Consider the following 25,592-nt stretch of genomic DNA (forward strand, 5'->3'; position numbering starts at 1 on the left):
CTTACTTCTTCAGCCAGGCCAGCGTGTAGAGCCGGTCGTCATTGCTGAAAGACTTTTTGCTGACCGTGCGCACGGTCTCGGAGTTCTGGTAGATGCGGATGAACTTCTGCACCACCGGGTCGTTGACCCGGTCCTTCTTGACCACGAACTGGATCGCGAACTGTTGGTCCTCGATGCCCGAATACGCCAGGCCGCTCGATGGATCAAAGGCCTTGGCCGCCACGATGAAATGCGGGTAGCCCTGGGCAATATCCACATCGCCGGTGATGCGCACCAGCTGCGGCCCTTCAACCTCGACAAAGCGCAGCGACTTGGGGTTGCTGGCAATGTCGTTGATCGAGCCCAGATAACCGACGCCCGGCTTGAGCGTGATCAGCCCCACCTTTTGCAGCAGCAACAGGCCCCGGCCCTGGTTGACCGGGTCACTGGCAATGCCGACCTTGCCGTTGTTGGGCACATCGGCCACGTTCTTGTGCTTGAGCGAATAGAGGCCCACATTCGCCAGAATGCCAGTGCCGGCGCTGGCCAGCGCATAGCCATTCTTCTTCACCGCGTTGTCCAGAAACGGCTGGTGCTGGAAGTAGTTGATATCGATATCGCCGTTGTTGACTGCCACGTTCGGCGTGGTCCAGTCGGTGAACTCGATCACCTCCACATCGATCCCCTGGGCCTTGGCATCCTTGGCCGCCGCGTTGATGGAATCGGCATAGGCACCGGGCACGACAGCGATCTTGAGCTTGTCTGCCGCCACAGCCGGCAGCACCGCCACAGCAATGGCAGCGGAGATCAGCACACGCTTGAAACTCTGAAACATGGGACGTCTTTCTGGAGGTAAAGACTGCGCCATCACATGGCGGCAGCAGCAACGAAGCCTCCATTGGAGCTTTCGGGCTGGCTTTGCACCACGAAGAATTTCAAATATGGATATGAGAAGTCTGTGTTGGGGGGCTCAGGCGCTCAGACGGGGATGCCGTCCCTCAGAAAACGATGGGCGACTGATGAAGTCGAGGACGGTCTTGTTCGGGCAGTGCTCTTTGGAACGCCCTGTGGTGGTTCTAACGCGGGCTCGCTGCGACTCAGTGTTGGATTTCTGCTTGGGTCTCTGTTGGAGGGGGAAGGGCGTGCTTCACCCACTTTGGTGAGGCGGCAATGGGACGCATGCTTGAGCTGTAGTTGGGTGAGCGCGGAATTTGGCTATCAAGCCCCATCTGGCCAATTTATCGCACTAAAAGCGCCTAATCAACTAGCAGCAGCCGAACTGCATCTGGGATGGTGAATTCCTTGTCCTTAGGCCTGTTGATGGTTTAGGGTTTGTAGGCAGCATCGCTGGCGTGTGCGAGAGCGTCCACACCCCATTACACTTTTATATCCAGCATAGCTATTATTTTGGGAGCAATAAACCAAAAAACAATGGTTATCACGACTCTTTCCCAGTTGGGGTTGATCCACCAAGTTATCAACTCAAACCCTAAAAGCCCCTCGAGTATAAAAATAATTAACAAAAAACATGCATGCAGTACGCCAACTACTTGAAGCCTTTTGAAAAATGTCAATTCGGAATCAACGCACATTCAACTCCTCCGCCATCTTGATTCTTACTTTTATATTTTCACACTACTGCGAGGTAATGTTGCATAAATTGGCTATAGGTGAAGACACCCACAATCCCAAATGGAATTACGCAGGAGCCACTGCACCATGCCCAGCTTTTGGCACAAAGGCTGGCTAAGCAGGCACCTGACGGTCAGGCAAAAACTGAATGACCGAATCTGAGAACGTCTGGCAACGACCACGCAAAATTCTGGGATATCGATCCCCTTCTGAAATGTTCGATGCGCGTGTTGCGTCGATCATTTGAATCCACACCCGTGACCGGGGCGCTACTGCATGTCCCTATCCAACCAGATAGTCAAGCTCGCGCCTCCAACGCTGCGTTGTACGTCTTCCCCCCCAAGCCTACGCTCGCTGAGCACGGTGATTGTGCAACAGCGCCAATGCTATTGGGTAAAAGACTTCATTCTGACGTCTGTTTGATGAGTTTTTCAAAAATAGAAAAATCACCTTTAAATGTTGCGCAGACATCCGAACCTACCCCTGGCTCCGCAAATCTGTAGCTCCAAGATACGTCAACAATTCCAGCGTCAGATCTTAAATCATGAAAACGCTTGAACAAAGATATTTCTTGCTGCATAGAAGCATTTGCTTTTAGCACAACAGTCTCCGGTCGATGCCCAACCGCATAGATAGGTTTAATCTCCGTTTTTGCACCTCTATACTTTGCAGAATAGTTAACTCCAAAACCAAATACCGACCAAGGAAGAAAGTCATAGAGAATATCAACATCACGCGATGAGATATTGTGAATCGAAACAACCACCAAACCATCCCCCATTGGCTTAACATTAATATTTACAGGACATGCTTGCGCAAATGCATTGGAATTTAAAAAAAATGCAATAATTAAATGCCTCAATTTAAAACACTTTTTCATTTTGGATATGTTCCTCGCATAACTTGGGGCAAATAAATATTTTTGATATTACTTATTTCCATTTCTATCCATTTTTTACAATATTCATCGCAATAACTTTCTTTCAATGACCTTTCGAGGCAGCGCAGTTGAGCGTTAAATGCCTTCTCCTCAGATCTCATCCAATCTTCATGACTTCCAGCGCCAACTCCAGACTTGCCTTTATTTCCTTTGCAAATCTCCGGATTAGAGCTGAATGCATCTCCCCAATGGATTGATTCGTGAACTGCGAGGCATCTTACAATTGCTGGACATTTATGAGACTGATCGATAGGTTGCAGCAATACAGTCAGCGCTTCATCATTACAATAGATGGTATTTATATGAGCAATCTCTTTAAACATCTGTCCATTTTTAATCCATTTTTCTCCACTGGAATCCATTCGCACAAGAGGATTAGCATCTACATATGCAAATACATTTAACCCTCCATCTACCCCGATAGGATCGCTCTGCATGTAAATGCCAGCAGAAGGCTGATAGTCTCTATTCAAGTTATGGTGCTTGTCGCTCTCTTTATCCCAATACTGCCCCGGAAATCTCAAATTCACTTGCACTGAATTCTCAACAACCTCAGTCGCTCCGAACGCCTCACTGACCCCTCTCCACGTAATATTTCCGGCCCTGTCCGTCGCCATATGAGGCGTCCCCAGATGATCCGTATGCAGATAGTGATAGCCCGTTTTAGAAGTCGCTAAATCACTATTAACAGCCTCTGCCTGCCAAACCGGATCCGTACTCCACAACCCCTGCTGCCCAGCAACCGGATTGAACCCATAAGCCCGTTGCAACTTGCCATCCTTGTCCAGCTCTCCCATCAGCGCCTGCTCGCTGTAGACAAAGTAGGTCACCTGTGTGGCCGCGTCTTTGGTCACGCTCTTGCTGATTCTGCGGCCGAACGGGTCATAGCGGTAATGGGCTTGCGTGCCGTCACTGCTCTCGTAGGTGATCAGTCGCTCGGCGGCGTTGTAGCGGTAGGTCTTGTTGTCCTGCCCACTCGTTTCTTGTTGGGTATGGCCCTGCGGGGTGTAGCTCACCTGGGTGTCTACCGCAGGGCTTGGGCTAAAGGGTGTTTTGCTGGGGTAACGAACCATTTGGTTGTCGGCGTTGTAGTCCCAGGCACCCGGCTGGTGCGCGCTGCTGGTGCGGTTGCCGACGGCGTCGTAGCCATATTGTTCGCTGGGCAGGCCCAGGCCCTGCAGGCTTTGGTCGGGGGTCGCCTGGGTGAGGCGGTCTAAGCTGTCATAGCCGTATTGGGTGGTACCCAGGTCGCTGTCGATCTGGGTGATATTGCCAGCCTTGTCGTATTGGTAGGCTTTGCTGGCCAGGATCTCGTTGCTGCCGTTCTGGACCTGGATGCGGGTGGGGCGTTGCAGGGCATCCAGCGCCAAGGATTTGGCAGCGCCTGGGGTTTGGATGCTGGTAGGAACGTTCCACTGGTAGTTTTGGTAGCGGATCTCGCTGCTGTTCGGTAGCGTGATGTGGGCGAGCTGCCCCTTCGTGTAGCCATAGGTTTGCGTGCTGCCGTCGGGATAGGTGTGGCTTGCCAGTTGGCCGTCACTGTTAAAGCTTTGGCCCGTGGTGAAGCTGAAGCTTCCTGCTCCTTCTACCTTGCCATACGCTGTTTGGCTTTGTGCCGTGCGCCCTTGGGCATCGGGGCTGTAGCTGGCGCTGCTGATAAGTTGGCCGTTGCCGTCTTGCTGTTCGTAGGCAGCCAGGCGCCCGTCGTTGTCGTACTGGTAGCTGGTTTTTTCATCAAGGGTGGTGCCGCCAAGTTGGTGTTGCGCCTCGGTCATTCGGCCGGCCGCGTCATAGCTATAGGCTCGTGTATTGCCGCCTGCATCGGTGCGCAAGACCAGTTGGTGGGCCGCGTCGTAGCGGTAGGCAATGGCTCCGCCCATGGGGCGGGTTTCTTTGGTCTGCTGCCCTGATTTGTCGTACTCGAACCGGTGGGTGTTGCCGTTGGCATCCGTGAGGCTTGCAAGCTGGTCAAAGGCGTTCCAGCTTTGTTGGGTGGATTGCCCTGCGGGATCGGTGCTCTGGCTCTTTCTGCCTAGTGCGTCGTATTCAACCAGCGTGGTTTTGCCTGCAGGATCGGTGCTCGCTACGGACTGGCCCAGCACATCATAGGTTTGGCTTTGTGTGCGGCTCTCCCCGCCACCCAGGTGCTGGGTGGTGGCCGTTTGCCTGCCTTGCTGGTCGTACTGGTAGGTTTCTTTGTACGTGGGGTACTGGGTTGCTATCAGCAGGCCTGCCTGCTCGGTATCATCTGCCCCGTATTCGTAGCTGGTGGTATTGCCTGCAGGATACTTAATGGCTTGGATGCGGCCTCTTTCGTCATAGGTGGTTTCTGTGACTAGGCCGCTTGGGCTGATCGACTGGATAGGCCAGCCATTGCTGTCAAACACGGTTCTGCGGCCCGCGCCTTCGCTCTCACCGGGGGCCAGGATCTCAACCACCCGGCCTCGCTGGTCATAGCGGGTGACCTGGGTGTTGCCCATGGGGCTGATGACATGCGTCCGCCGGCCTTTGGCGTCATAGCGGATTTGGGTGGCGTGGCCTAGCGGGTTGGTGGCCTTGGTCACATTGCCAGCGGCATCCACCTCCAGGCTGGTCGTGCGGTTTAGTGCATCGGTCTTGCTGATGGGCGCCCCGCGCAAGTCGTACGCCATCGTTCTCGTGTGCCCCTCGCCATCGGTTTGTGCTGTGACGTTGCCCGCGCTGTCGTACTGCCAGCTCTGGGTAATCGCATCCGCCTGGGTGGCATCCCCGGCACCTTTGGTGCTGCTGGTGAGCTGGCTATGTTGGTCGTAGGTGTAGAGGGTGGTGCGCTGCTCGGGCAAACCTTTGGCTTCCACCCATTCGATGACATTGCCTTTGCTGTCATAGCGCCAGGTACTCACAACCCCCAGCTGGTTGGTGTAGCTGCTCTGCCTACCAAACACGGGCTCATACGTGTACTTCTCCACGCTGCCATCGGGGTGGGTGATTTGCAGCGGTTGGTAGTTGCTGTCGTAGGTGGTGGTGGTGCTGTAGCCCCGGGCGTTGGTGTACTTCTGTTGGTAAGCGCCGTCCCATTGGTTAGAAGCTGCCCTTTTGCCGTTAAAAGTACGGCTGAGTTCATTGCCTTGCAGGTCGTACTGGGTGACGGTGGCGTTGCCCCGGCAGTCGGTGTAGGTGACTTCGAACACCCGGCGCTCGCGCAGGTAGTTGTTGGCGCCTGTTGATGCGCAGCCGCTTTGCCCGTCAAACTGGCCCACGCGCCCGCCGCCCCAGAGGTTGGCGAGTTTTTGCGTGGTGCCGCTGGTGCCGGTGGGGTCGATGGTGACGCCCTTCTTACCTAGGCTCAGCATGGGCTCGGGCGCAGGAATGCTTTGGATGTACTGGGCGGTGATCTTGAGGCCCAGCGGGTCAGTGCGGCTGGTGATTTGACCGTTGGCGTCGTACTCGTACTTCCAGGCGTGGCCCATAACGTCAGTAACCTGGGCCAGGCGCTGGCCCGCCCATTGGTAGCTGACGCTGCGCCCGGCCAGGTCTTCTATCTTTGTGATCAGGCCGCCTTGCATGGTGACGGTGTAGATTGTCTTGTCAAAATGGTCCAGGATGCGCGCGCTGGTCGCGCTGTCGTAGGCGAAGCTGACTTTGACGCCGCTGGCGTTGGCGTAGCTTTGGATGACGCCGTCTGCGCTGTAGTTGATGGTGTTGCCAAAGCGGTCGTACCACTGCCAGCCGGTGTGCTGGCCTGCGGCATCTTTGAGTCGTTTGATGTAAACGGGGGCGTTGCCTTTGCTCTTGGCCATGTACAGATCGCTTTGGCCGCTGCGCTCGTAGAGTACTCCTACCCGCTCTATCACTTTGGCATCGCTGCCCAGCGGATCGAGCTCAAAGCTGAGGGGCGCCCAGGCGGGGTTGAGCCACCAGCGCCCCTGGCTCCAAGAGCGGGCAATATCGAGGCTGCCTCCCAGCACCTTGACGCTCAGGTCGGTGTTGCTCTCCTGGTACTCGCCATTGATCCAGTTGATGCGGGGCTCGCCGGCTTTGGCGACTGGGGTGAAGCCCAGCTCGGTGTTGGGGACGAAGGCGCCGATGCCGGAGATTCCTTGGGCGGAGGCCACGCTGGCCAAGCCCAAAGCGGCGACCAGCAGGCTGGTGCGCAGTAGGTGCTTTGCGGGGGCACTCCCATTTGCATTAGCGAGTGCTGCAGTCTTTGCCGCAGCAGCCGCTAATCCCGCTGTGTTTTTCTTTGTCATGGTCATATCTCGTTCCCTCGTATTGCTTGGCCTGGCATGGGCTATTGCCTAGGCTTGCTGCGGCTTTGTGCGGCAGCAAGGCTTGATGGCCAGTGTTTTTTGATTGGGTTGTTCAGGGGCTGAAGGCTTAGCTACTGCCAGGGCCAGCGGGGCCAGATCCACCACCGCCTCCTCCGCCCCCGCCCCCGCCACCACCGCCAGGGCCTGAACCGGCACCTGCGCAGCACTCACCCCGGCAATGGGGCGTGCACTGTGGCGCCAGAGGCAGTTGGGTGCCGCTTCCTCCACCAGAGCCACCGCCCCAACCACCACCTCCGCCGCCGCCCCAACCACCACCGCCCGCTCCTCCAGCGCCACCTCCGCCGGTGCAGGATGTACCGGTGCCGACCAAGCGGCTGTACTGGGAGAACACCACCCGGTTCTCTCGCTCGCCGTTCACGCATTCAAACGAGCATTCGGCCGTGGCCCACACGCTGTAGGACGAGCAGCTCGATGCCTTGCTGCTGAAGGTGTTGGCAAGGGCGCGTTGCACAGCGGTGAAGTCGCCCGCCTTGGCACTGGTAAAGCCAATGCCCTTGGGGTGGAGCTTGACGGCAGTCACCCGGTAGGGGATGACTACGCGCTGCTTGGCTGCCAGCACTTTGGGGATGTCGGCCAAGAACTCGTAGCGGTAGTACTCATCGGACTGGGGCGGCTTGAAGACGACTTCCTCGGCCTGGATCAGGCCGTAGTTGGTCAAGGTCAGCTCGCCGGTGTGCTCCTCGCCAATTTGCAGCTCGGGCAGGTTGATGGACAGCGGCTCCAGCAGCACCACCGGTGCGGGCACCTGGGTCTGGAAGGTGGCTTCCAGATTGATGTCGTAAACATCGGGAATGGTGGTTTCCGTGACGCTGAAATCAATGCTGATGGTCTGGTACTGCAGGTGCACCCGCTCTGTGGTGGTGATGCCCGGGCGCACAAAGATGCGGCCGGTCTTGTCAGAATGGCGCGGGCCACTGGCACGGTAGGTGTAGGTGCCTGGTGGCAGGTCCGTCACGACAGCCTTGCCTTCCGCATCGGTGGTGAGTGTGCGCAGATAGGTGAGCACGGCATCGTTTTGCAGGCGGATGCGTGCGCCTGCCACACCCTTGATGGGCTGGTTGTCTGCGCCCAGGGTTCCAGTAAACAGATCGGTGATCTGGAAGCTCACCCCACCCTGCCCGCTTTGGGTCACCGCCACCGACACCGGAATGACGCCATCCCCGCTGTTGCCTGCGGTGACGATCAGCCTGTAGTTGTAGATGCCATCGGCCACGCTCTTGTCGGGGCTGGCCGTCACCTGGATGGGCACTTCGCCGCCCACATCAATGGCCCCGATCTGGTTGCCGCTGGCCAGGAACACCCAGGCAGGCGGCGGGTTGCCGCTGTTGTCTACCAGCTTGACCTGCACATTCTGCGCAGCCACCAGGCCCCGGTTGCCGATGACTACGCTCTCGGTGACAGAGCTTTCTTGTTGCACGCCGGTCTCGATGAACGTGGGCTTGGCAAACAGATCTGGGCGGGCCTGCACCAGCTTGTAGTTGATGCTGAATGTGCCGCGCGGCGTATCGCCTGAATCGGCTGCAAAGGCGGTGAGGACGACCGTGCCCGACTCACCTGCTGTCGCGCTGCCGGTGAACTTGATGACCATAGGCACGGAGGCGCCGGCGGCAATATTGACAGGCGGGCCTGCATCCACGCTGATGCCTGGCGGCAGGCTGCCGCTGGGCTGGTTGGCCGGCACAACGGCCCAGCGCACCCCCTCCACGCCCGTGCCGGCACTGGCACGCGCCTGGATGGTGATGCTGCTCGCAAAATCGCGCGCCGCCGTCAGGTTGTAGCTGGAGAGGTTGAAGCTCAGGCGGTTGATCGTGAAGCGCCCTTGCTCAGCGGTTGCGGTTTCATCGGGGTGAACCACCGAGACGACATAGGTGCCGTTGTCATTGGCAGCGGGTACAAACTCATAGCGGTAATTGCCGCTCGCATCGGTCGCGATATTGATGCGGCGCTTGAAGCCTGCGATATCCAGCACGATGCGCAGCGCAGCATTGGGGATTGGCTGCGCGGTATCGCGGGTGACGGCAGCGCCGGTGATAACAATGCTTTGCGCTCCATAAGACAGTGCAGGGCTGATATTGGCCACCGAGCCGGTGTATGGCGTCTTGGGCACCTCCGGCACGACGGGGGCGTTTTGCACCGTCACCACACGGGTGGCATGCGCGGTCTTGCCTGCGGCTGAGGTAGCCACCGCCTTCAAGGTATAGCTGCCATCGGCTGCCGCATTAGCCGCCCATTGCGCGCTGTATGGCGCTTGGGTGGGCGATGCCAGCAAGACATCGTTCGCGTAGATATCTACCTTGGCAATGCCTGCCTGGGCAGAAGCCACGGCGGTGATCGTGGCCGCGCTGGACAACACCGCATTGGGCGCGGGCGCCACAAAGCTGATGCTGGGTGGTGCGCTGGCATAGGTGACCGTGACCGCCGCGCTCTTGGGGCTGGTGCCGCGCGTGTTGCTGGCGGTCGCCTCAATCTGGTGTGCGCCTTCAGCGGATAAGCTGATGCTGGCCGCAAAGCTGCCATTGGCGCCCACTGCCACAGGCGCACCCGATGCCTGCCCATTCAAGAACAGCTGCAGCTGCGAGCCCGGCATCGCTGTGCCCGTCACATTCAACTGTGGCACGGCCACGGTCGTACCTGCCGCTGGCTGGGTGATCACTGGTGCTGCAGGGGCACTCAGATTGAGGGTGAAAGGAATATCCAGCACTGCCGCAATGCCATCGGCATCGGTCGCGGTGATGCTGAAGCTGTGGTTGCCATTGGGTAGCTGGGCAAAGTCCACCATCTGGCTATGGGTGACGGGGCTGGCCCGGCCATAGCTGCGCTCAAAAATCTGCACGCCGTTGACGGCAGCCTGGAGGCTGGTGACACCCACGGCACTTTCTGCAGTAACCGCCAACGTGCCTGGCTGGGTGATCGTGGCATTGGCTTGCAGTGCTTGGCCAGCAAAGCTGGCGGTGATGGCCGGGCCGTTGCCGCCTTGCTTTTGTACTTGGACGGTGCGGGTGGCGGTGTTGCTCAAGCCGGCGGTATTGGTAGCCTTGGCTTTGAGGGTGTAATTGCCATTGGGCACACCCACCAGGGACCATTGCACTTGGTAGGGCGCGGCGCTCAGCAGCGCCAGGCGTTTGTCGTTCACCAAGATCTCCACATCCCGCAGGCCCTCAGCATCGCTGGCCGTTACCGCAATGGTGGTGTCTTGCTCCAGCACCGCGTTCGCTGCAGGTTGGCTGAATTGCACCACGGGGCCTTCAGGTGCATAGGCAATGGGCTGGCTGAGCGAGAACTGGTTGGTCTTGTTCTGTGCCGTGCGGAACTGCACATACAGCATCTTGTCGCCACCGCCGCTGGACAAGGTGTAGACCACCTTGTTCGGATGGCTTGCCATCGCCTGCCAAGGCAGTGCCTCGCCAAACTGGTCCGATTCCTGGATGCGGTACTGCGCTGCCTGCGGGCACTCCAGAACCAGCTCGACATTGCGAACCCGGGTGACATAGCCCTGGGTGGGCGCCATCGTGCAGTTCAGCACCGGTTCTGCCCCCAGATAGCTGCCATAGTCCACCCCGGTGCTGACGGCATTGCCCTGGCCTGCAGGGTTGCCCACCGCATCTTTGGGACCGCTGGCATGCCCCCACCAGTTGCCGCGCGCTTGCACGACTGCAGCGGACTGGGTGTTGCGCACACCAAACTGGGTATTGGCGGAAATATCGGATTCAGCGATAGAAGGCGTTGCACCTTGCTCAGCCAACAGGCCCACCTCGTTGTGGGTGATGCGCGATGCACTGATGCTGGGGCTGCCACTCCCGATTACTCGAATGCCGATGGCATTGTGGCTGAGCTGCAAGCGGTTGAAGCTGTAAGCACCGCCATGCACGACCAGACCAGCGCCCCCGTTCATGTAGCTGGGCAAGCCCGCTGTACCACCGGCATAGCGAATCTGCAGGCCGTCCAGTTTGAGGCTGGCCGCAGGCACATCTGCGTCCACCAGTACGCCTAACCAATCACCTGCTTCTGCAGTGCCTGGCTCTGGGTTGGTGGCTGCAATGGCACTGTCATCGAACTGGCTGGTGAACAGCACATGGGCACCCGTTTGCAACTGGTCGCGCACATTGATACCAGCGCCTTCGCCAAATTTAACGACAACACCATCGGCAATACTGAGCTTGGCATTGCCTGCCGCCAGTGCGACGGCGCCGCCTGCCAGCGCGGTACCTGCCAGTGCTACCGCTGCGATGGTTTGGCTATGCCTTTTGCCCGCCATTACAGACCTGCGGCATAGTGATGCCCACGCTCGGCGGGTGAATAACGAAGTGATGTGGGAGAGTTGCATGGTCTTCTCCTTCTTATGGGTTGACGGTGATCACGCCGCTGCTCGCCGGTACAAATCCGGGGCTGCTGGCGGTTATTTGGGTGGTGCCTGGGGATATAGCAGTGAAGATCGCGCGGGCGGAACTACTCGACCCTGCAGGCCAATTCACGGTGGTTGTCACCGTTCCCACAGATGGAACCGAGCTCGAGAAAGTAATGGTCAAATTAGCAGCAGGATATTGCTCATTTGGCCAAGATGCACCAGGAACTTGTGCACGCGCATAAATATTAGAAGATTTTTGACCTACGCTCAATAATGGTGAAACACCAGATAGTTCCAACACTGGATTAATTGTTTCAGAAGTAATCACTCCTATATCAAATCCTGCAGCAGTGGCTTCTACTTGCGTCGAACCCACCTCTACACCCGTGACATATATGTTCGCCCGACTCCGTCCCGCTGGAATCGTGACTGTCGCAGGGGTAGTGCATACATCTGCCGCCACACAGCGCAGGTTCACTGTCACCGCTTCGGCACCGTTACTCACCACTCCATTGATCAAACGCTCGACATAAAACTCTGCGGAGTAGTTATACAAACCTTTGCCAACAATCAGTTTCGAGCCGTTGTACCTTGTGAGTCTTAGTCCCTGTACCGCAGCGATTACGGTTTGGACCTCGGACTTTTCCGTAGTGATGCCAACAACTTCAGCTTCTACCCTATACGTACCTGCAGACGCGGGCTGGGCTACATACGCTACCCCAGAAGATCTACTGCCTTTGCCAATTGTCAGCTGCGTTATCAAACTATTGCTGTTGTTATAGATGCCATTGACCACTCCAAGTGGATTCTGATCTTCTAACGCCAGATTAATTTGTAAAGCATTAGCTGCATATTGCTCACCTTCCCAAGTTGCTCCAGGCACTGCCAAATTAATATAAAAATCATCGCGCACGCTAGATGTTGCTCTGTTTTTATCCAGATTAATAAATCTCACCACCGGCAAAATGACATCCACCGGCATCGGAGCTGAGGGCGTAGAACCATCTGCCGTGGCTTCCACCTGCGTGGAACCTACCTCGACACCCGTAACATTGATGTTCACTCGGCTCTGTCCCGCTGGAATCGTGACTGTCGCAGGGGTAGCGCATACATCTGCCGCCACACAGCGCAGGTTCACTGTCACCGCTTCAGCATCGTTACTCACCACTCCATTGATCAAACGCTCGACATAAAACTCTGCGGAGTAGTTGTATAAACCCTTGCCAACAATCAGTTTCGAGCCGTTATATCTGACAAGTCTCAGTGCAAACTTCTGCCGAACATCCACATTTAAATTCTTACCAATCAGACCAGGCGAAGTAATACCAATGGAGGTTTTCCCTTCTGTCAGCGCCTTCACAGTGACCGGCACCGTCGCATAAATCTGCCCCGTAGGCACAAACACCTCAGCAGGACTCACAGCAGCAACCGCCGGATTCTGGCTAACGACGGACACCGTAATACCCCCCAGAGGAGCGGCCTTGCTCAACTGCACACGAACCGTGCGGCTGAGCTCTTCATTCATCACCAGATCTGCTGCAGGATCAGTGTTAAGACTGATGGCGTCCACATTCACGCTGGTCTGGCCGGACTGGTAGCCAGCAGCGGTTGCAGTCAGGGTGGTAGCGCCCAAGGCCTTGCCACTGATGCTGAAGCTCACCCGGCTTTGGCCCGCAGGGATGAGCACGGTGGCGGGGGCTTGGGCCAGACTGGTTTGCGCGACGGCCAAGCTAACGGTCAAGCCGCCTGCAGGTGCTGGCTCCGTTGCTTCCAAGGTCACCGTCGTGCTACCTGCAGGCGCCACCACCACACTGGATGGCAGTACCAACGCCTTGCCGCGCACGGCGACGGTAGCCAGTGCGCTGGCGTAGCCGTCTGCCTGCGCGGTCAAACGGCTGATACCGTCGACCAAGCCAGTCACTTCAAAATTCACACTTTGCTGACCGGCAGGCACTACCAAGCTGCTCGGGGCAGACAGCACCGCCGTGTCCGCGTTGTCCAACCGCACAGCCACATTGGCAGCAGCGGGTGCAGGCAGCGACAAGGTCATCGGATAGTTGCGATTAACCCCGACCGTGGGGCTGGCTGGGGCCAAGCCCAAGGAAGGCAGGCTGACGACTTCAATAACGGTTTCCGCCATGCCCAAAGTGGCATGGCTCGCAGTGATCTTGGTAGCGCCCAGGCTGCTGGCCTGCACCTCCAAATCGGCGCTGGTTTGCCCCTCAGGCACAGTGACCCGGGTAACAGCAGACGCAACCGAAGGAACGCTGCTGCTGACATCGATCAGTGTGCCGCCTGCGGGGGCTGGAGCATTGAGCGAGACGCGCAGCATGGCCACCACACCAGGGCTGAGCTTGAGTTTGGCCGGCTCCAGCGCCAAAGGCGCTTGGCCGATATGCACCAGACCTTGCTGCACCAGGTAAGGGATACCGACGATGCCCCAGACCACCTGCGTGCGAATGGTGCCCGCAGGCACAGCGATCGCATTGAGCGAGTTGCCATTGGCGGTGTTGCCGGTACCTACCGGAGAGGAGGCCAGGTCCATGCTGATGGCGGGCCCACTGTGGTGGTTGATGGCGGTGTTGTTGATGACGAGGGAAGCCGATTCAATCGCCACACCGCTGCCGTATTCGATAACGACATGGCCCAGTTGCGTCAGCGCCTGGTTGGTGCCTGCGGTGAAGCGCCATTGCCGCCAGTCACCGGCAGCGGGTGTGGCAGATGCCGAGGTGATCTTGATGGGAAGGCTGGGAGTGCCCACCGCCTGGAGTGCACCCCGCTTCAAAGTAAAGCTGGCCGCCGCTGCCATCTGGATGGTCACACCGGGTTCAATACTCAGGGTGGCGTTGTTGTCCACCATCACATCGCCCTGGAACAGATAGGGCGACTGCGCTGCACGCAGTGTTGTGTTGCTGGTGATCACACCCGTCACTGGTGTTTGTGCCAGGGCTGGCTGGAGCGCACAGAGCAGCGCCAGCCATAGACCCAGCATCTGCAAGCCCTGCCAGGCCTTGCGTGCCCAGGCCGCAGCTTGGAGCAGTGAAGATGGTGATTGTTGTTGGTACATGCTTCCCCCGGTATTTCTCATTTTTTGTTGGTGCTCATAAGCGTCCACACGGCGCTTGCAGCCGGTGGTTGGCGGTCTGTTGGATGGCTGCGGTCTGGGCCACTTGCTGTGCATAGGCTGGCCAGCCGCCGTTGAGCCAATAGGCGGGAAGGGTGGCCATTGCGGTACTGGTCGCACTGGCGGAACGGCCCGCTTTGGATGCGTGGGTGCTAGGCACCAAGGCCGCTTCGACCTGGGCGCGCAAGGCATCGCTGACCACCCCATCGGTGATGACCACCAGCGCCTGGGCGTAGCCCGCATGACTTGCACGCTGAAGCCTGTCTTGGTAGGCGCGCGCAATGGCGGCTACCAGCTTGGCGTCGCGCTCTTTGCCGTCGACCCGGACAGCTACCAGCTGCTCGGGCGGCACAGGCCATTGGGCCTGGGGCGCACCTTGCATGGCTTCGCTGGCGGAGATCACGGTCCAGTGCATGCCCTGGCCCAATGCGGCTATCCACGTCTGCGCATCCAGGGGCTGCAGCAAGGGCCCGCCCGCTGCTGCCCTCGCCTGCGCGGCTTGCCATGACCGGGCACCGCCCTGCACTGCCTGCAACTGGGCAAAGCCTTGTTGGCGCAGCTGACGGCAGGCCTGGTCCACATCGGCGTTGTCCATCCCTGTGCCCAGCAGCAGCACGGGCGTTTGCTGCAAAAAGCGCTTGCTGGCGATGTCGGACAGCTCCAACTGCAAAGCGCGCGCAATGGGTGCCGCGCGTTGCAGGCTGCGCGGGCGCACATCCACCAAAGTGGGGGGCTGGGTACTGGGGTGCCTAGCAGCCGCCTCAGTAGCGCTGATCCAGCAGGCCTGGTCCAACGCCACAGGCGCAGCTTGCACCGGCCATACGAGCGCAGCTGCGTTTGCAGTTGGGTCCGCATATTGCGCTGCCGAGCAGCCCAAGTCCTGGGACTGTGCTGAGGACACTGGCGCCGGTCCCCCCCAGGGGGCCGGCGGCGGGGAGACTGCAGTCGCATCTCTGGCTGTGCCACCCAGGCCCACACTGGCCAAGATGGCCAGTGCAGCGTGCGTGCCCCACCTGGGGCCGCACGCCATGTGCTTAGCGGCCATGGCCATCTCCAAGCACGCCCTTGCGTCGCAGCCCGGCCAACGCCGCCACACCGGTCAGCAGCGACAGCATCAACACCGCCAGCCAACCCAGGCCCGGCACCGGCACGGCTTGCTCATCGGTGGGCAAGGGTCCGCTTTGGATCACCGGGCCACCTGGGTCTTTGATGACGCCATTGGCCACCAGGTCGTCATCACCCAACTGACCATCGGTGATCGTGAAGCTCACGCGGTTGCCTTCCAGCTTCAGGTTCTTGGGCACATACCAGAGGCTGCGGCCACGCGAAGTGGGCGTGGGGCCGTACTTCATGTAGCTGCTCACCCCAAACAGGTTGGGCCACTCGGTGATGATGGTGACGGTGCTGCCCACGTCGCAGCCGACCAGCTCGTACTCGAACACGCCATGCGGGAAAAGCAACACATCAAACAGCGGCAGCCAGCCTTGCGCCCGCTTGACGGCGGTCTTGTCAGGATTGAAGTGGCAGCTATCGCCTCCACCCGTCACCCAGGCCTTGAGCGAGCCGGTGCCTGTTGGCGTGGGGATGGTGACTTGCTTGTCGCCCGCAGGCGCCGGGGTGTTCTTGAGGCCCAGCTTCACATCAGGCGCACCGGCTGTGGTCACCACGACTTCGTAGTCACCCACGGTGGGGTTGGCGGTGAACATCAGCGATGAGGCCAGTCCCTGTGCATCGGTGGTCCCCTGTACGGACAGCGCACCACCGGCAAAGACGGCACTGGCACCGCTGGCGGGCATGCTGAAGCTCAGCACGCGCCCTGCTACAGGCTCACCCTGGCCGTTGACCAGTTGGACCCGGATCACTTCGGCAAAGGCGGTACCCACCACCGTCGACTGGCCGCCACCGGCCACCACCTGCAGGTTCAGCACCGGCGCGGTTGCCGCTGTGTTGGTCAAGGCAAACTGCAAGCTGTCTGCCACGCCAGCGGCACTGGCCAGTGCATCAAAGCTGCCTTCAATATTGCTGGCGGTGAGCAGCGGCGAGCTGGCAAAGCCATCCGCATCGGTCTGTACCTCTACTTGCAAAGCGCCGCCTGCAAACGTGGCACTGGCTCCGCTGGGCGGCAGCTCAAAGCGGATGCTGTGGTTGGCCACGCCTACGCCTTGGCCATCCACCAGCTTGATCTTGAGCGCTTGCGCAAAGGCAGCGCCCACAGGGGCCGACTGGCCGCTGCCAGAGACGCCGAGCAGCTGAAGCACTTGCACTGGCTGCGCCGTGTTGGTGAGCGAATAGGCCAGCTCACCGGAGACACCCACCGCCGTCGCACGCGCTTGGTAGCTGCCCTCGGCACCATTGGCCATCAGCACCGGCGAGATCGCCAGGCCTTGGGCATCGGTAGTGATGCTGGCAGTTTGGGAGCCATCAGCAAAGCTGGCAGTTGCCGTGCCGGCAGATGCCGTTGGCAGCGCAAACACGACCAGCTGGCCCGCCACGGCTGCGCCTTGCGCATCCACCACCTTGGCTTGCAAGCGCTGGGCAAAGGCCTGGCCCACTTGCGCGGTCTGGTTATCGCCAGCCACCTGCTGCAAGGTCAGGATGGGGGTTGCCGCATCGCTGTTGCGCAAGTCAAAGCTGGCAGGGGTACTAACGCCATCCACACTGGCAAGCACCCGGTAGGCACCCACGACGGCATTGGCGGTGAGGGCATCGGTGCTCGCCAGGCCTTGGGCGTCGGTGCTGACTTGCAAGGCGGCAGTGCCGTTGCCAAACACCGCACTGGCGCCGCTGGCAGGTGCGGTAAAGCGCAGGGTCTGACCGGCTACGGGGGCACCGTTCTCATCTGCCAGGTGTACCTGCAGCGGCGCTGCAAAGGCAGTGCCAACCTGGGCGACTTGTTGGTTACCGCTGCTGATGGCCAAGGTCCAGTTCTTGGTGGTGGAGCCGTCGTCCTTCCAGGCGGCCGATACCAGGCCGATCCACTGCGCCACGGGCTGCAATGCCGCATCACGCCCAGCACCTTGCGGCAGCGCACGCAGTTTTTGTTGCGCTTGTACCAGTGCCGCAATCGCATCGCCCATCTTTTGCTGCTGGACAGCTTCGGCTGCTTGGTCGAACAGAGCAAGCAGCTGGGCTTTGTCTGCATCTGGCAAGCCTGCGATGGCGGGCACTGCTGCGCGTGCATTGGCCTGCGCCTGCTGCTGTGCAATGGTGCGCAGGTTGTGCGACCAGCTGTCCACCACCACCGCATCGGCGGTATTGCGCAGCTGCGATTCAAGGCTAAAGGCCTGTGCCTGCGCGGGCAGTTGCAGCCACAGCTCCACCGTCTGTGTTGCACCTGCTGCCAGGTCCAGCGGCCAGCTGAGTTGATCGCCATTGACGGCAGCCGCAGGCTTGGAAGACAGCAGCTGGGCGCCGTTGGCCAAGGCGGTGCTCAAGGTCAGCTGGCGGGCCTTGTCGTCGCCATTGTTGATGACGGTGCTCACATACACGCTGGACTGGGCCAGCATCGGGTCTACCAGTTTGGGCTTGCTCAGCGCCATCTGGGCCTGGAGCCATGCGGTCCATTCCGTGCCGCTCAGCGGCTCACCCAGGCTGTCAAAGCCCATCGCCAGTACCTGGCCCTTGCCATAGCTGCTGCGCACGGCGGCGGTTTCTCCGCTGGCGTAGCGCAGCTCAGTAGTCGCCGGCGCATCGGCCACCAAAGCCCAGTTGGGGTTGGTGAGCGGCAGCGCGTTAGTGCCCAACTGCAGAGCAGCGTTAGGCAACGGCTGATCGGCATAGCTGCCCCACATATCGGCAATGGCGCGCAGAGGGGTATCGGCAGCGCCGTCCACCACCAGCGAAGCACCACGCAGCACAGCGGCGCGCACTTCCTCCTGCAGCTTGGCGCTCAAATCGCTCAGCGGTCCGCTCAGCCACAGCAGGCTGAAGTCGCCTGCACGCAGCGCCTTTTGGAAATCAGCTGCGGTGGCGACGATCTCGGCCTCGCTGTCGAAAGCTGTCAGCACCGTTTGCGCGGTCTGGCGTTTCTGCTCGGCGCAGGCCTGGTCTGCGGCGCAGCCGATATAGGCCAGCACGCGCATACCCTGGTCTGCCGTTTGCGTGGCAGTCACTGCCTCGCTGGCCTGGATGCGGATCAAGGTAGAGGCGCTGTTGTTGCTGGTGATGTCGTCCTTGGTGGACGAACCAATACGCGCGGCCACCGCAAAGTCCTTGGCGCTGCTGTCTTTGGTTGTTTGCAACTCCAGGGTCAATATCGCGGTGGAACGCGTGGCCATATCACCCAGGGTCCAGACGCCATTGGCATAGCTGCCCACGGCAGCCGAGTGGCGGAGCAGCGCAAGGCCAGCGGGTATTTCCACATTCACTGTGGCCGCCACAGCGCTGGCCGGGCCCAGGTTTTCTGCGGTGATCATGACGGTGGATGTATCGCCGCGTTTGACCGTGGCGGGTGTGGCACCGGCAGCCACCTTCAGGTCGGCCTTGGGCTCTGGGTCGGGGTTCTCTGGCGTGGCAGCGCGCTTGGCAAACAAATAGCCGGATGCGGCGGTGCCTGCGGTCAGCTCAATGCTGCTGAACTTGCCTGCCTCACTCTGCCCACCCGCAGAGCCTGCCAGCGCTGTGCCATCCACCAGGCCATCGCTGACACCGGCTACCAGGGTGTAAACGCCCGGCTTGAGGTTGGTGAAGGTGAACGCGCCCTGCGCATCGGTATACGCCGTTTGCAGCTCGGCGGCGCCCGTGCTGGCCTGCGTGCCGCTCAGTTTGATCTCGGTCACGGAGATGCCGGGCTCGCCACTGTCGCGCAGGCCATTGGCATTGCTGTCCCGGTACACCACGCCGGCAATGCTGGCCTCGGCCGCGCCGGCCACAAAGCCAATGCTGTACTGGCCACTGGTATTGGCATCGAAGATATTGAGAAAGTAGCTCCAGCTCAGGTCTTCATTGCGCTCCTTGGACAGCCAGACGTTTTCTGCAGGAACGATATAGCCATCCGCACGGGTGACCTGCACCGGCAGCTTGGCGCCACGCGCAGGATCGGGCACCCGGGCATAGGCAAAGCCCTGGGCCACCGGGCTAAAGCGCAGGCTGGCATTGTTGCCCTGCACGGTCATCTGTGCCGATGCCGTCTGGTTCTGCACCTCGGTGTCTGCGCCATCGGATTCGTAGACCCGGTAGACGTCACCATCCTTGGCGAGGAAGTCGCGCACCTTGTCGCGCCCGGGCAGATCGACGCGCACGTCCTGGATCAGGGTATGCGTGCGCACGTCCTTGATCAGCGAGGTGACGGCGCCGCCCAAAGAATCTGCATGGGTAAAGCTGGCATTGAACTCAACAAATTTTCCTGCGAGGCTCGTAACCATGGACCAGCGGCCCATTTTGGAAGTACCAGACTCAATATCCCCAAAGTCCAAAAGCAGGCTCTTGCCTGCTGGTTGGTCGCCGACATAGCCGCCCAATATCTGAAAGCTGATCGCCAGACCCTGCCGGTTCTCCACAATGCGGGGCTGGGCCGTGTCGATCTTGGTCTTGTGAGAGGTGCCACCACCCTGGTTCTTGATTCGGACGCCCAGGGTGAAGGGCTCTGCCGCTTCGGTCTCTGGTGTGAATGCGTCATCGGCATACACATCGCGCGGCAAGAAGTAATCCAGCACCAGCTCTGGCTGGGGGCGCACCACGATGGATTCCGGCGCCACGTCAACCGAATCGTCCTTGCCATCGAGCGTGTAACTGACCTTGGCGCCCACGTAGTACACAGCGCCTTGCGGGTTGCTGCCGCCACTGCCTGCCGCGGGGATGATGAGCCAGTTGATGTTGGCCACCGCCTTGGGTGCGATGACACCGTTTTGCAGGCCGGTGATGCCCGTCACCTGGTCGGTACGGTAGAAGAAGGTGGCCCCCTGGGCATTGGGGTCCGACGTGGCAACCACCAGGTTGTTGTTGGCATCGAGGAACTTCAGCTCGATGGAGACGTTCTCCAGCTTTTGGTCTGCCAGGCCATTGGTGATGACCATCTTGGCGTCAAAGGCCTGGCGCTCCAGCGAGAGCTTTTGCTCGATGACAATTTTGACTTCTGCACACACGGCATCCGCTGCCTGCGCAAAGGCACTGCTGATCGAGTACAGCAGCCCCAGAAACAACATGCCCACCACCGTCGCCCAGCTGGTAAACAGCGGGCGGCCCCTCAATTTTTTATACATTCTCAGTGTCCCATCTGGCGGAGCTGGGCCCACTCGCAACGGAATGCCGCGCCCATCAAAACGCATCTAAATAATCAATAACTACTTATATTTAATTATTGATAGCTTTATTGCATTTGGTAGCGCATTTGAATTGACAACACTTACATGAAACTGACGAAGAGTTAGGCAGACACAACGGTCTCAAAAGGCTGCCTGAGGAACGCTTACAGTTTCACCGTAGGGCACGCAGCTGCTTTGGAGAGTGGAGTGGATGAGGGTCTCAATGCGGTCGTGAGGCGTTTGCAGCCAATGTCAACCAAGACAGCGCCATCAATGCCCAGTCCGCGCCAAGACCAGGGCAAAGCGCTGCGCAGCAGCCCCCTCAGGCCAGCCGAGGCTGCCGCAACTGCTGCATGCGGTAGATCAGTGCCTGCGGCAAACGGCGCGCCACCGCAATATCGACCGCGTCGCGGCCCTTGAAGTCGGCCACGGAGACATCGGCGCCAGCGTCGAGCAGCAGCTCCAGGGTTTTGAGCCGGCCCAGGCGGGCGGCATAGAAGACAGGGGTTTCGCCATGCTCACGCAGGTTGAGCAAGGGCCGGGATTGCAGCAGCGCGCGGCACATGGCTTCGTCATCGCGCCACACGGCGGCCCATAGGGAGTAGCTGGCATCGGCACCGTGCGAGAGCAGCAGCTTGACCAGTGGCAGGTTCTCGCCCCGGGAGACGGCAAACCACAGCGCGGTGGCGCGAAAATCGCCATTGCACTCGCCCATCGGCGCCTGGGCCTCCAGCGGCGCGCCAGCGGCCAGCAAGGTGGCCACTGTTTCCAGGCCGTGGGTATCGGCAGACTGGCTGTTGTGAGGAGATACGCCGCAGGCCACCTGCAAGGCGGTGCGTCCCTTGCCGTCCACCGCCTGGGCCCACTGAGGCGCCTGCGCCAGCCAGGCGGCCAGCAAGCGTGCATCCCAGCGCTTGGCGGCAGCAAACCATGCGGACTTCGAGGGCAGGCTCATGCAGGGCTCCTTGAGTCGGGGGACCACGCTCCAACGCGCAATGTACACCGATACCGCCAGAGACCCACCTTAACCGCAGGCAGGTTTTCCCGACCTGCGGACCACCGCCGAGAGCGTTGACCTGGCCAGGCTACTGTGCCGCCACCCAGTCGATCAGCGCATCCCAGGCAGGACGCGCCTGGGGCGCGTTGTCGCTGTTGGCCATCGCCACGACGACCCAGCGGCGCCCGTCACGGCCATTGACATAGCCGGCAATGGCCGAGGCATCGCGCAGGGTGCCGGTCTTCAGATGGGCGCCACCGGTGTGGGCGCTCTTGCTGTTTTTCATCGTGCCGTCCACACCAACGATGGGCATGGAGGCCATCAGTTCGGGCATGACGTTGGAGTTCCAGGCGACCGAGAGCATTTTGGCCAGCGAGCCGGCGGTGATGCGCGCATCGCGTGAGAGACCGGCACCGTTGTCGATGGTGGGCGCGGCCATGCCGGGCACGCGCTCGCTCCACCACTGCGCCACCGCCTGGCGGCCGCCTTCAAAGGTGCCGACCCCGGCGCGCTCCTTGCCCAGGGTCAGGAACACCTGCTGGGTCATCACATTGTTGCTGTACTTGTTGATGTCGCGCACCACCTCACCCAATGTGGGCGAGCTGAAACTCATCAGCGGCTGCACGCCGTCGGGCGTCGTGCCCATGCGCACCTGGCCGGTGACCTTGCCACCCAGCTCGCGCCACATGCCTTCAAACACGCGGGGCGCAAAGCGGTCGGGCGCGGCAGGCGCCACGGCCCAGCTGTTTTCTCCGCAGGCAGCCGGGTAGCCGCCCAGGAACTGGATCTGCGTGGCATCGGCCAGCTGCGCTTTCAGAGCGCCGCGCCAGTCACCACAGGCATTGCCCTTGGTCTTGAGCAGGGGCACGGTGCTGGGCAGGCGCAGATGCGCAACGGCGGGCTCGTAGGCGATGCGGGCCACGCCGGCGGCCGCATCGGGGATGAAGCGCATCGTCAGCGACTTGTAGTTCAGCAGCAGCGCATCGGGCACAGCGTTGTAGGGCCGGTAGGGCTCGTTGTCAAAACGTGCAGGGTCGATGGGCGGCAGCGAGAACGCCGAGCGGTCCAGCACCACATCGCCGACGATGACCTGGATGCCCTGGCCCAGCAGTCGCCGCTGCAGCAGCCAGAGGCGCTCCATCACCAGCTTGGGGTCGCCCGAGCCCTGTACATACAGATTGCCATTGAGGGCACCCTGGGCAACCTGGCCGTCGGTCGCAATGCGGGTGTCCCAGGTGTAGGCGGGGCCCAAAATTTCGAGCGCCGCATAGGTGGTCACCAGCTTCATCACCGAGGCCGGGTTGCGGCCCACATCGCTGTGCACATCGAGCAGCGGGCGCTGCGCGCCGCTGACATCCATCACCACCACGGAGACCGCATCGGGCGCTACCTTGCCCCGCTGCAACGCGGCTTCGACCTCGGCTGGCAGGCGGTCGGCAGGCCAGGCGCTGGCGGCTGCGGCAGGGGCCTGCATGGCTGCGCTGGCCGGTACCGGGGCTGCCTGGGGCGCTACAGCCACGGGCTGGGCCAGCCGGATAGGCTTGGGCGCGGGGTCGGCAGCCGGGGCGGCCGGGGTCTGGGCGCAGGCCACCTGGCTGAGCGCAATCGCGAGCGGGAGCAGCCAGCGGCCGCTGCCGCCGGACCGGACTGGGTTCAGCGCTGCCAGGGACGGAGAAAGGGGCGCCATCGGAGAAATCTGTTGCATGGGCAGCAGTCTAGCGGCTATGCCCAAGCCCGGCATGCAGCCTTGGCTTTGCCCCGATAATGGCAGGTTGCCGCCCCTGCACAGGGGCTGAAACCGGGCGCTTGCACAGTGCCCGCGCGCGCCCTACCCCATGAACCTGCTTGCCCTCGAATCCAGTACCGACACCCTCTTCATTGCCACCGCACGGGATGACCGGCGCTGGCTGCACAGCGGTGCCGGTGGCCAGCACACCTCCAGCCAGTTGCTGCCGGCGGTGCGTGGCCTGATGGCCGATGCGGGCTTGGGCTTTGACGCGCTGGATGCGATTGTGTTTGGCCGGGGCCCTGGCTCGTTCACCGGCCTGCGCACCGCCTGCGCCATTGCCCAGGGCCTGGCTTTTGTGGCCAACGGCGGCCAGGGCGTGCCGGTGCTGCCGGCCGATACCCTGATGGCGGTGGCCGAAGAGGCCCGCCTGCAATATGGTTGCACCCAGGTGCTGGCCTGCCTGGACGCGCGCATGGACGAGGTCTACAACGCCGTCTACCAGTATGCCGATGGCCACTGGCAGACCTTGGGCGATCTGCAGGTCTGCCCGCCGCAGGATGTGCAGGTGCCCCCAGGCTTTGTGGTGGCCGGCAATGCCCAGCCCATCTATGGTGATCGCCTGGCGCCCGGTGCCACCCATCTGCAGGCCATGCCCACCGCCCAGGCCTTGCTGAGCCTGGCGCCCTACCTGCTGGCCCAGGGCCAGGCGGTGGCGGCGCAGGATGCGCTGCCCCTCTATATCCGCGACAAGGTCGCCAAGACCACGGCCGAGCGCGAGGCTGAAAAGCAAGCCCAGGCGGCCGGCAGCCCAGGCAGTGCGCCATGAGCCTGCCCGCCACGCCCCAGTTGCGCTGGTCCGCGCTGCGCGCCGATGACCTGGACGCGCTGCTGGCCGTTGAGAACCAGTGCTACAGCCACCCCTGGACGCGGGGCAATTTCATCGACTCCATGGCCATGGGCTATGCGATGCAACTGCTCTGGGCCGACGAGGCGTTGATCGGCTACTTTGTCGCCATGCAGGGCGTCGATGAGCTGCACCTGCTCAATATCACCGTCAACCCGCAGCACCAGCGCCAGGGCTGGGCCAAGGTGCTGCTGGAGCAGCTGCGCAGCTGGGCCGTCAGCGTGCGGGCCCAGGCGATCTGGCTGGAGGTGCGCATCAGCAATCTGCGCGCCCAGCAGATCTACCTGCAGTTTGGATTTGAATCGGTAGGGCTGCGAAAGCGCTACTATCCGGTATCCCATGTCGAACGCGAGGACGCCATGGTCATGCGTTATCTGCTGCCTACCACCCCATGAGCCTGAACCTGGACGCCCGCCAACGCGCCATGCTGCAAGAGATGGGCCACCCGCTGTGGTGGCCCGAATCGCCCGCGCCTGCCGCCCAGACCGCGCCCGAGGTGACCCCGGCCCCAGCCCCGGTGGCCGCAGCGCGGCTGCACGCGGAGCCTGTGCCTGCAACGGGAGTGACCACTGCACCGGCAGCACTCACGTTGCCAGCAGCTGCCGTCCCAGAGACGGCAGCGCCAGCCCCTGCGCCAACGCCAGCCCCCGCGCCTGCGCCTGCAGCCGCCCGGACCACCTCGCCGCAGGCGCTGCCGGCCGATTTTCCGCGTGTGCGCTTTGCGCTGCGCGCGCCGGTGCTGCTCGATCTGCAAGGCAAGCAGCAACCGCCTGTCGCTGCCACCCAGCCTGCCTGGCTGGTAGTGGCCGAGCTGCCCGAAGGCGCGCCCCAGCAGGGTGAAGCCTGCCAGCTGCTGCTGCAGATGCTGCGGGCCATTCGCCTGACCGATGCCCCCGTCTACTGGGTGCCGCTGGCGCGCATCCCCGCCAACCAGGAAGGCGATGATGGCTTGCCCAGCTACAGCATCGATGCGCTGGTGCAGGAGTGCCAGCCTGCGATGGCCCTGCTGCTGGGCCTGCCGGCGGTGCGCCACCTGATGCCGGGCGACCAGCCCTTCTCCCGCCTGCGCCAGCAGCTCCACCAGTTGGGCGGCAGCCAGCTGCCGGCCGTGGTCAGCTACGACCCGAGCCACCTGCTGCGCACACCCCAGGCCAAGGCGGCAACCTGGGCCGATCTGTGCTTCGCGCTGGCCCAGGCTGGCCGTTAAATTTCCTCACAAACCTGCCAATTTGCCTCCAATCTGTCTCCGATGGGCCTCCAACGGGACGCCATCAGGCGAATGTAGGCACCCACTGACAGCGGCTGGCGTGGGGTGTTGACAACGCTGCAACCCCACAAAGCGCATCGTCATGCGCAGCGGATGCGGGAATGCCATAATGGCGCCCATTCA

At 61.1% G+C, this 25,592-nt stretch carries 12 protein-coding genes; 3 read left to right on the forward strand and 9 right to left on the reverse strand.

Annotation, left to right across the window (positions count from 1 at the left end; genetic code table 11):
* Nucleotide 1: 1 nt before the first annotated feature.
* From ACHWUQ_RS02845 to dacB, 9 genes are all read right to left on the reverse strand, one after another.
* Entirely contained in the window at nucleotides 2-814 is an 813-nt protein-coding gene (locus tag ACHWUQ_RS02845) for a MetQ/NlpA family ABC transporter substrate-binding protein (protein WP_021026289.1), read from the reverse strand.
* Nucleotides 815-2,014: 1,200 nt separating this feature from the next.
* Nucleotides 2,015-2,491 (reverse strand): hypothetical protein, encoded by a 477-nt coding sequence (locus ACHWUQ_RS02850; protein WP_260718727.1) that lies wholly within the window; start codon nucleotides 2,489-2,491, stop codon nucleotides 2,015-2,017.
* The gene (locus ACHWUQ_RS02855) at nucleotides 2,488-6,786 is read right to left on the reverse strand and encodes an RHS repeat-associated core domain-containing protein (protein WP_394680289.1); all 4,299 of its coding nucleotides are present in this window, start codon (nucleotides 6,784-6,786) and stop codon (nucleotides 2,488-2,490) included. The genes ACHWUQ_RS02850 and ACHWUQ_RS02855 overlap by 4 nt, the downstream gene beginning before the upstream one ends.
* A gap of 121 nt (nucleotides 6,787-6,907) precedes the next feature.
* Entirely contained in the window at nucleotides 6,908-11,116 is a 4,209-nt protein-coding gene (locus ACHWUQ_RS02860) for an Ig-like domain-containing protein (RefSeq protein WP_394680290.1), read from the reverse strand.
* A gap of 82 nt (nucleotides 11,117-11,198) precedes the next feature.
* Nucleotides 11,199-14,273, reverse strand: coding sequence for a hypothetical protein (locus ACHWUQ_RS02865; protein ID WP_394680291.1), 3,075 nt, complete (start codon nucleotides 14,271-14,273; stop codon nucleotides 11,199-11,201).
* A gap of 34 nt (nucleotides 14,274-14,307) precedes the next feature.
* A complete protein-coding gene (locus ACHWUQ_RS02870; RefSeq protein WP_394680292.1) occupies nucleotides 14,308-15,051 on the reverse strand; it encodes a hypothetical protein in 744 nt (247 codons plus the stop codon).
* Between the two features lie 313 nt (nucleotides 15,052-15,364).
* Nucleotides 15,365-20,530 (reverse strand): choice-of-anchor U domain-containing protein, encoded by a 5,166-nt coding sequence (locus tag ACHWUQ_RS02875; RefSeq protein ID WP_394680293.1) that lies wholly within the window; start codon nucleotides 20,528-20,530, stop codon nucleotides 15,365-15,367.
* Nucleotides 20,531-20,894: 364 nt separating this feature from the next.
* Complete coding sequence (locus ACHWUQ_RS02880) at nucleotides 20,895-21,527, reverse strand: ankyrin repeat domain-containing protein (RefSeq protein ID WP_394680294.1); 633 nt, start codon at nucleotides 21,525-21,527, stop codon at nucleotides 20,895-20,897.
* 130 nt (nucleotides 21,528-21,657) lie between these two features.
* Nucleotides 21,658-23,043 carry a D-alanyl-D-alanine carboxypeptidase/D-alanyl-D-alanine-endopeptidase gene (gene dacB, locus ACHWUQ_RS02885; RefSeq protein ID WP_312451055.1) on the reverse strand — a complete coding sequence of 462 codons (1,386 nt, stop codon included), beginning with the start codon at nucleotides 23,041-23,043 and terminating at the stop codon, nucleotides 21,658-21,660.
* 361 nt (nucleotides 23,044-23,404) lie between these two features.
* Between dacB and tsaB the strand changes: the two genes are divergently transcribed.
* Genes tsaB through ACHWUQ_RS02900 form a run of 3 tightly spaced genes read left to right on the forward strand, consistent with a single transcriptional unit; the run spans nucleotide 23,405 to nucleotide 25,409 of the window.
* Entirely contained in the window at nucleotides 23,405-24,124 is a 720-nt protein-coding gene (gene tsaB, locus ACHWUQ_RS02890) for a tRNA (adenosine(37)-N6)-threonylcarbamoyltransferase complex dimerization subunit type 1 TsaB (RefSeq protein WP_394680295.1), read from the forward strand.
* Entirely contained in the window at nucleotides 24,121-24,597 is a 477-nt protein-coding gene (gene rimI / locus ACHWUQ_RS02895) for a ribosomal protein S18-alanine N-acetyltransferase (RefSeq protein ID WP_394680296.1), read from the forward strand. Before tsaB ends, rimI begins: the two co-directional genes overlap by 4 nt.
* Nucleotides 24,594-25,409 carry a hypothetical protein gene (locus tag ACHWUQ_RS02900; RefSeq protein WP_394680297.1) on the forward strand — a complete coding sequence of 272 codons (816 nt, stop codon included), beginning with the start codon at nucleotides 24,594-24,596 and terminating at the stop codon, nucleotides 25,407-25,409. Before rimI ends, ACHWUQ_RS02900 begins: the two co-directional genes overlap by 4 nt.
* Nucleotides 25,410-25,592: the final 183 nt, after the last annotated feature.

This window comes from uncultured Comamonas sp., assembly GCF_964277875.1.
GTDB classification, from domain to species: domain Bacteria; phylum Pseudomonadota; class Gammaproteobacteria; order Burkholderiales; family Burkholderiaceae_C; genus Comamonas; species Comamonas sediminis.

Bases quoted from the DNA above. Each gene is read 5' to 3' on its own strand.
- ACHWUQ_RS02845 (WP_021026289.1), bottom strand. From the start codon at position 814: ATGTTTCAGAGTTTCAAGCGTGTGCTGATCTCCGCTGCCATTGCTGTG.
- ACHWUQ_RS02850 (WP_260718727.1), bottom strand. From the start codon at position 2,491: ATGAAAAAGTGTTTTAAATTGAGGCATTTAATTATTGCATTTTTTTTA.
- ACHWUQ_RS02855 (WP_394680289.1), bottom strand. From the start codon at position 6,786: ATGACCATGACAAAGAAAAACACAGCGGGATTAGCGGCTGCTGCGGCA.
- ACHWUQ_RS02860 (WP_394680290.1), bottom strand. From the start codon at position 11,116: ATGGCGGGCAAAAGGCATAGCCAAACCATCGCAGCGGTAGCACTGGCA.
- ACHWUQ_RS02865 (WP_394680291.1), bottom strand. From the start codon at position 14,273: ATGTACCAACAACAATCACCATCTTCACTGCTCCAAGCTGCGGCCTGG.
- ACHWUQ_RS02875 (WP_394680293.1), bottom strand. From the start codon at position 20,530: ATGTATAAAAAATTGAGGGGCCGCCCGCTGTTTACCAGCTGGGCGACG.
- ACHWUQ_RS02880 (WP_394680294.1), bottom strand. From the start codon at position 21,527: ATGAGCCTGCCCTCGAAGTCCGCATGGTTTGCTGCCGCCAAGCGCTGG.
- dacB (WP_312451055.1), bottom strand. From the start codon at position 23,043: ATGCAGGCCCCTGCCGCAGCCGCCAGCGCCTGGCCTGCCGACCGCCTG.
- tsaB (WP_394680295.1), top strand. From the start codon at position 23,405: ATGAACCTGCTTGCCCTCGAATCCAGTACCGACACCCTCTTCATTGCC.
- rimI (WP_394680296.1), top strand. From the start codon at position 24,121: ATGAGCCTGCCCGCCACGCCCCAGTTGCGCTGGTCCGCGCTGCGCGCC.
- ACHWUQ_RS02900 (WP_394680297.1), top strand. From the start codon at position 24,594: ATGAGCCTGAACCTGGACGCCCGCCAACGCGCCATGCTGCAAGAGATG.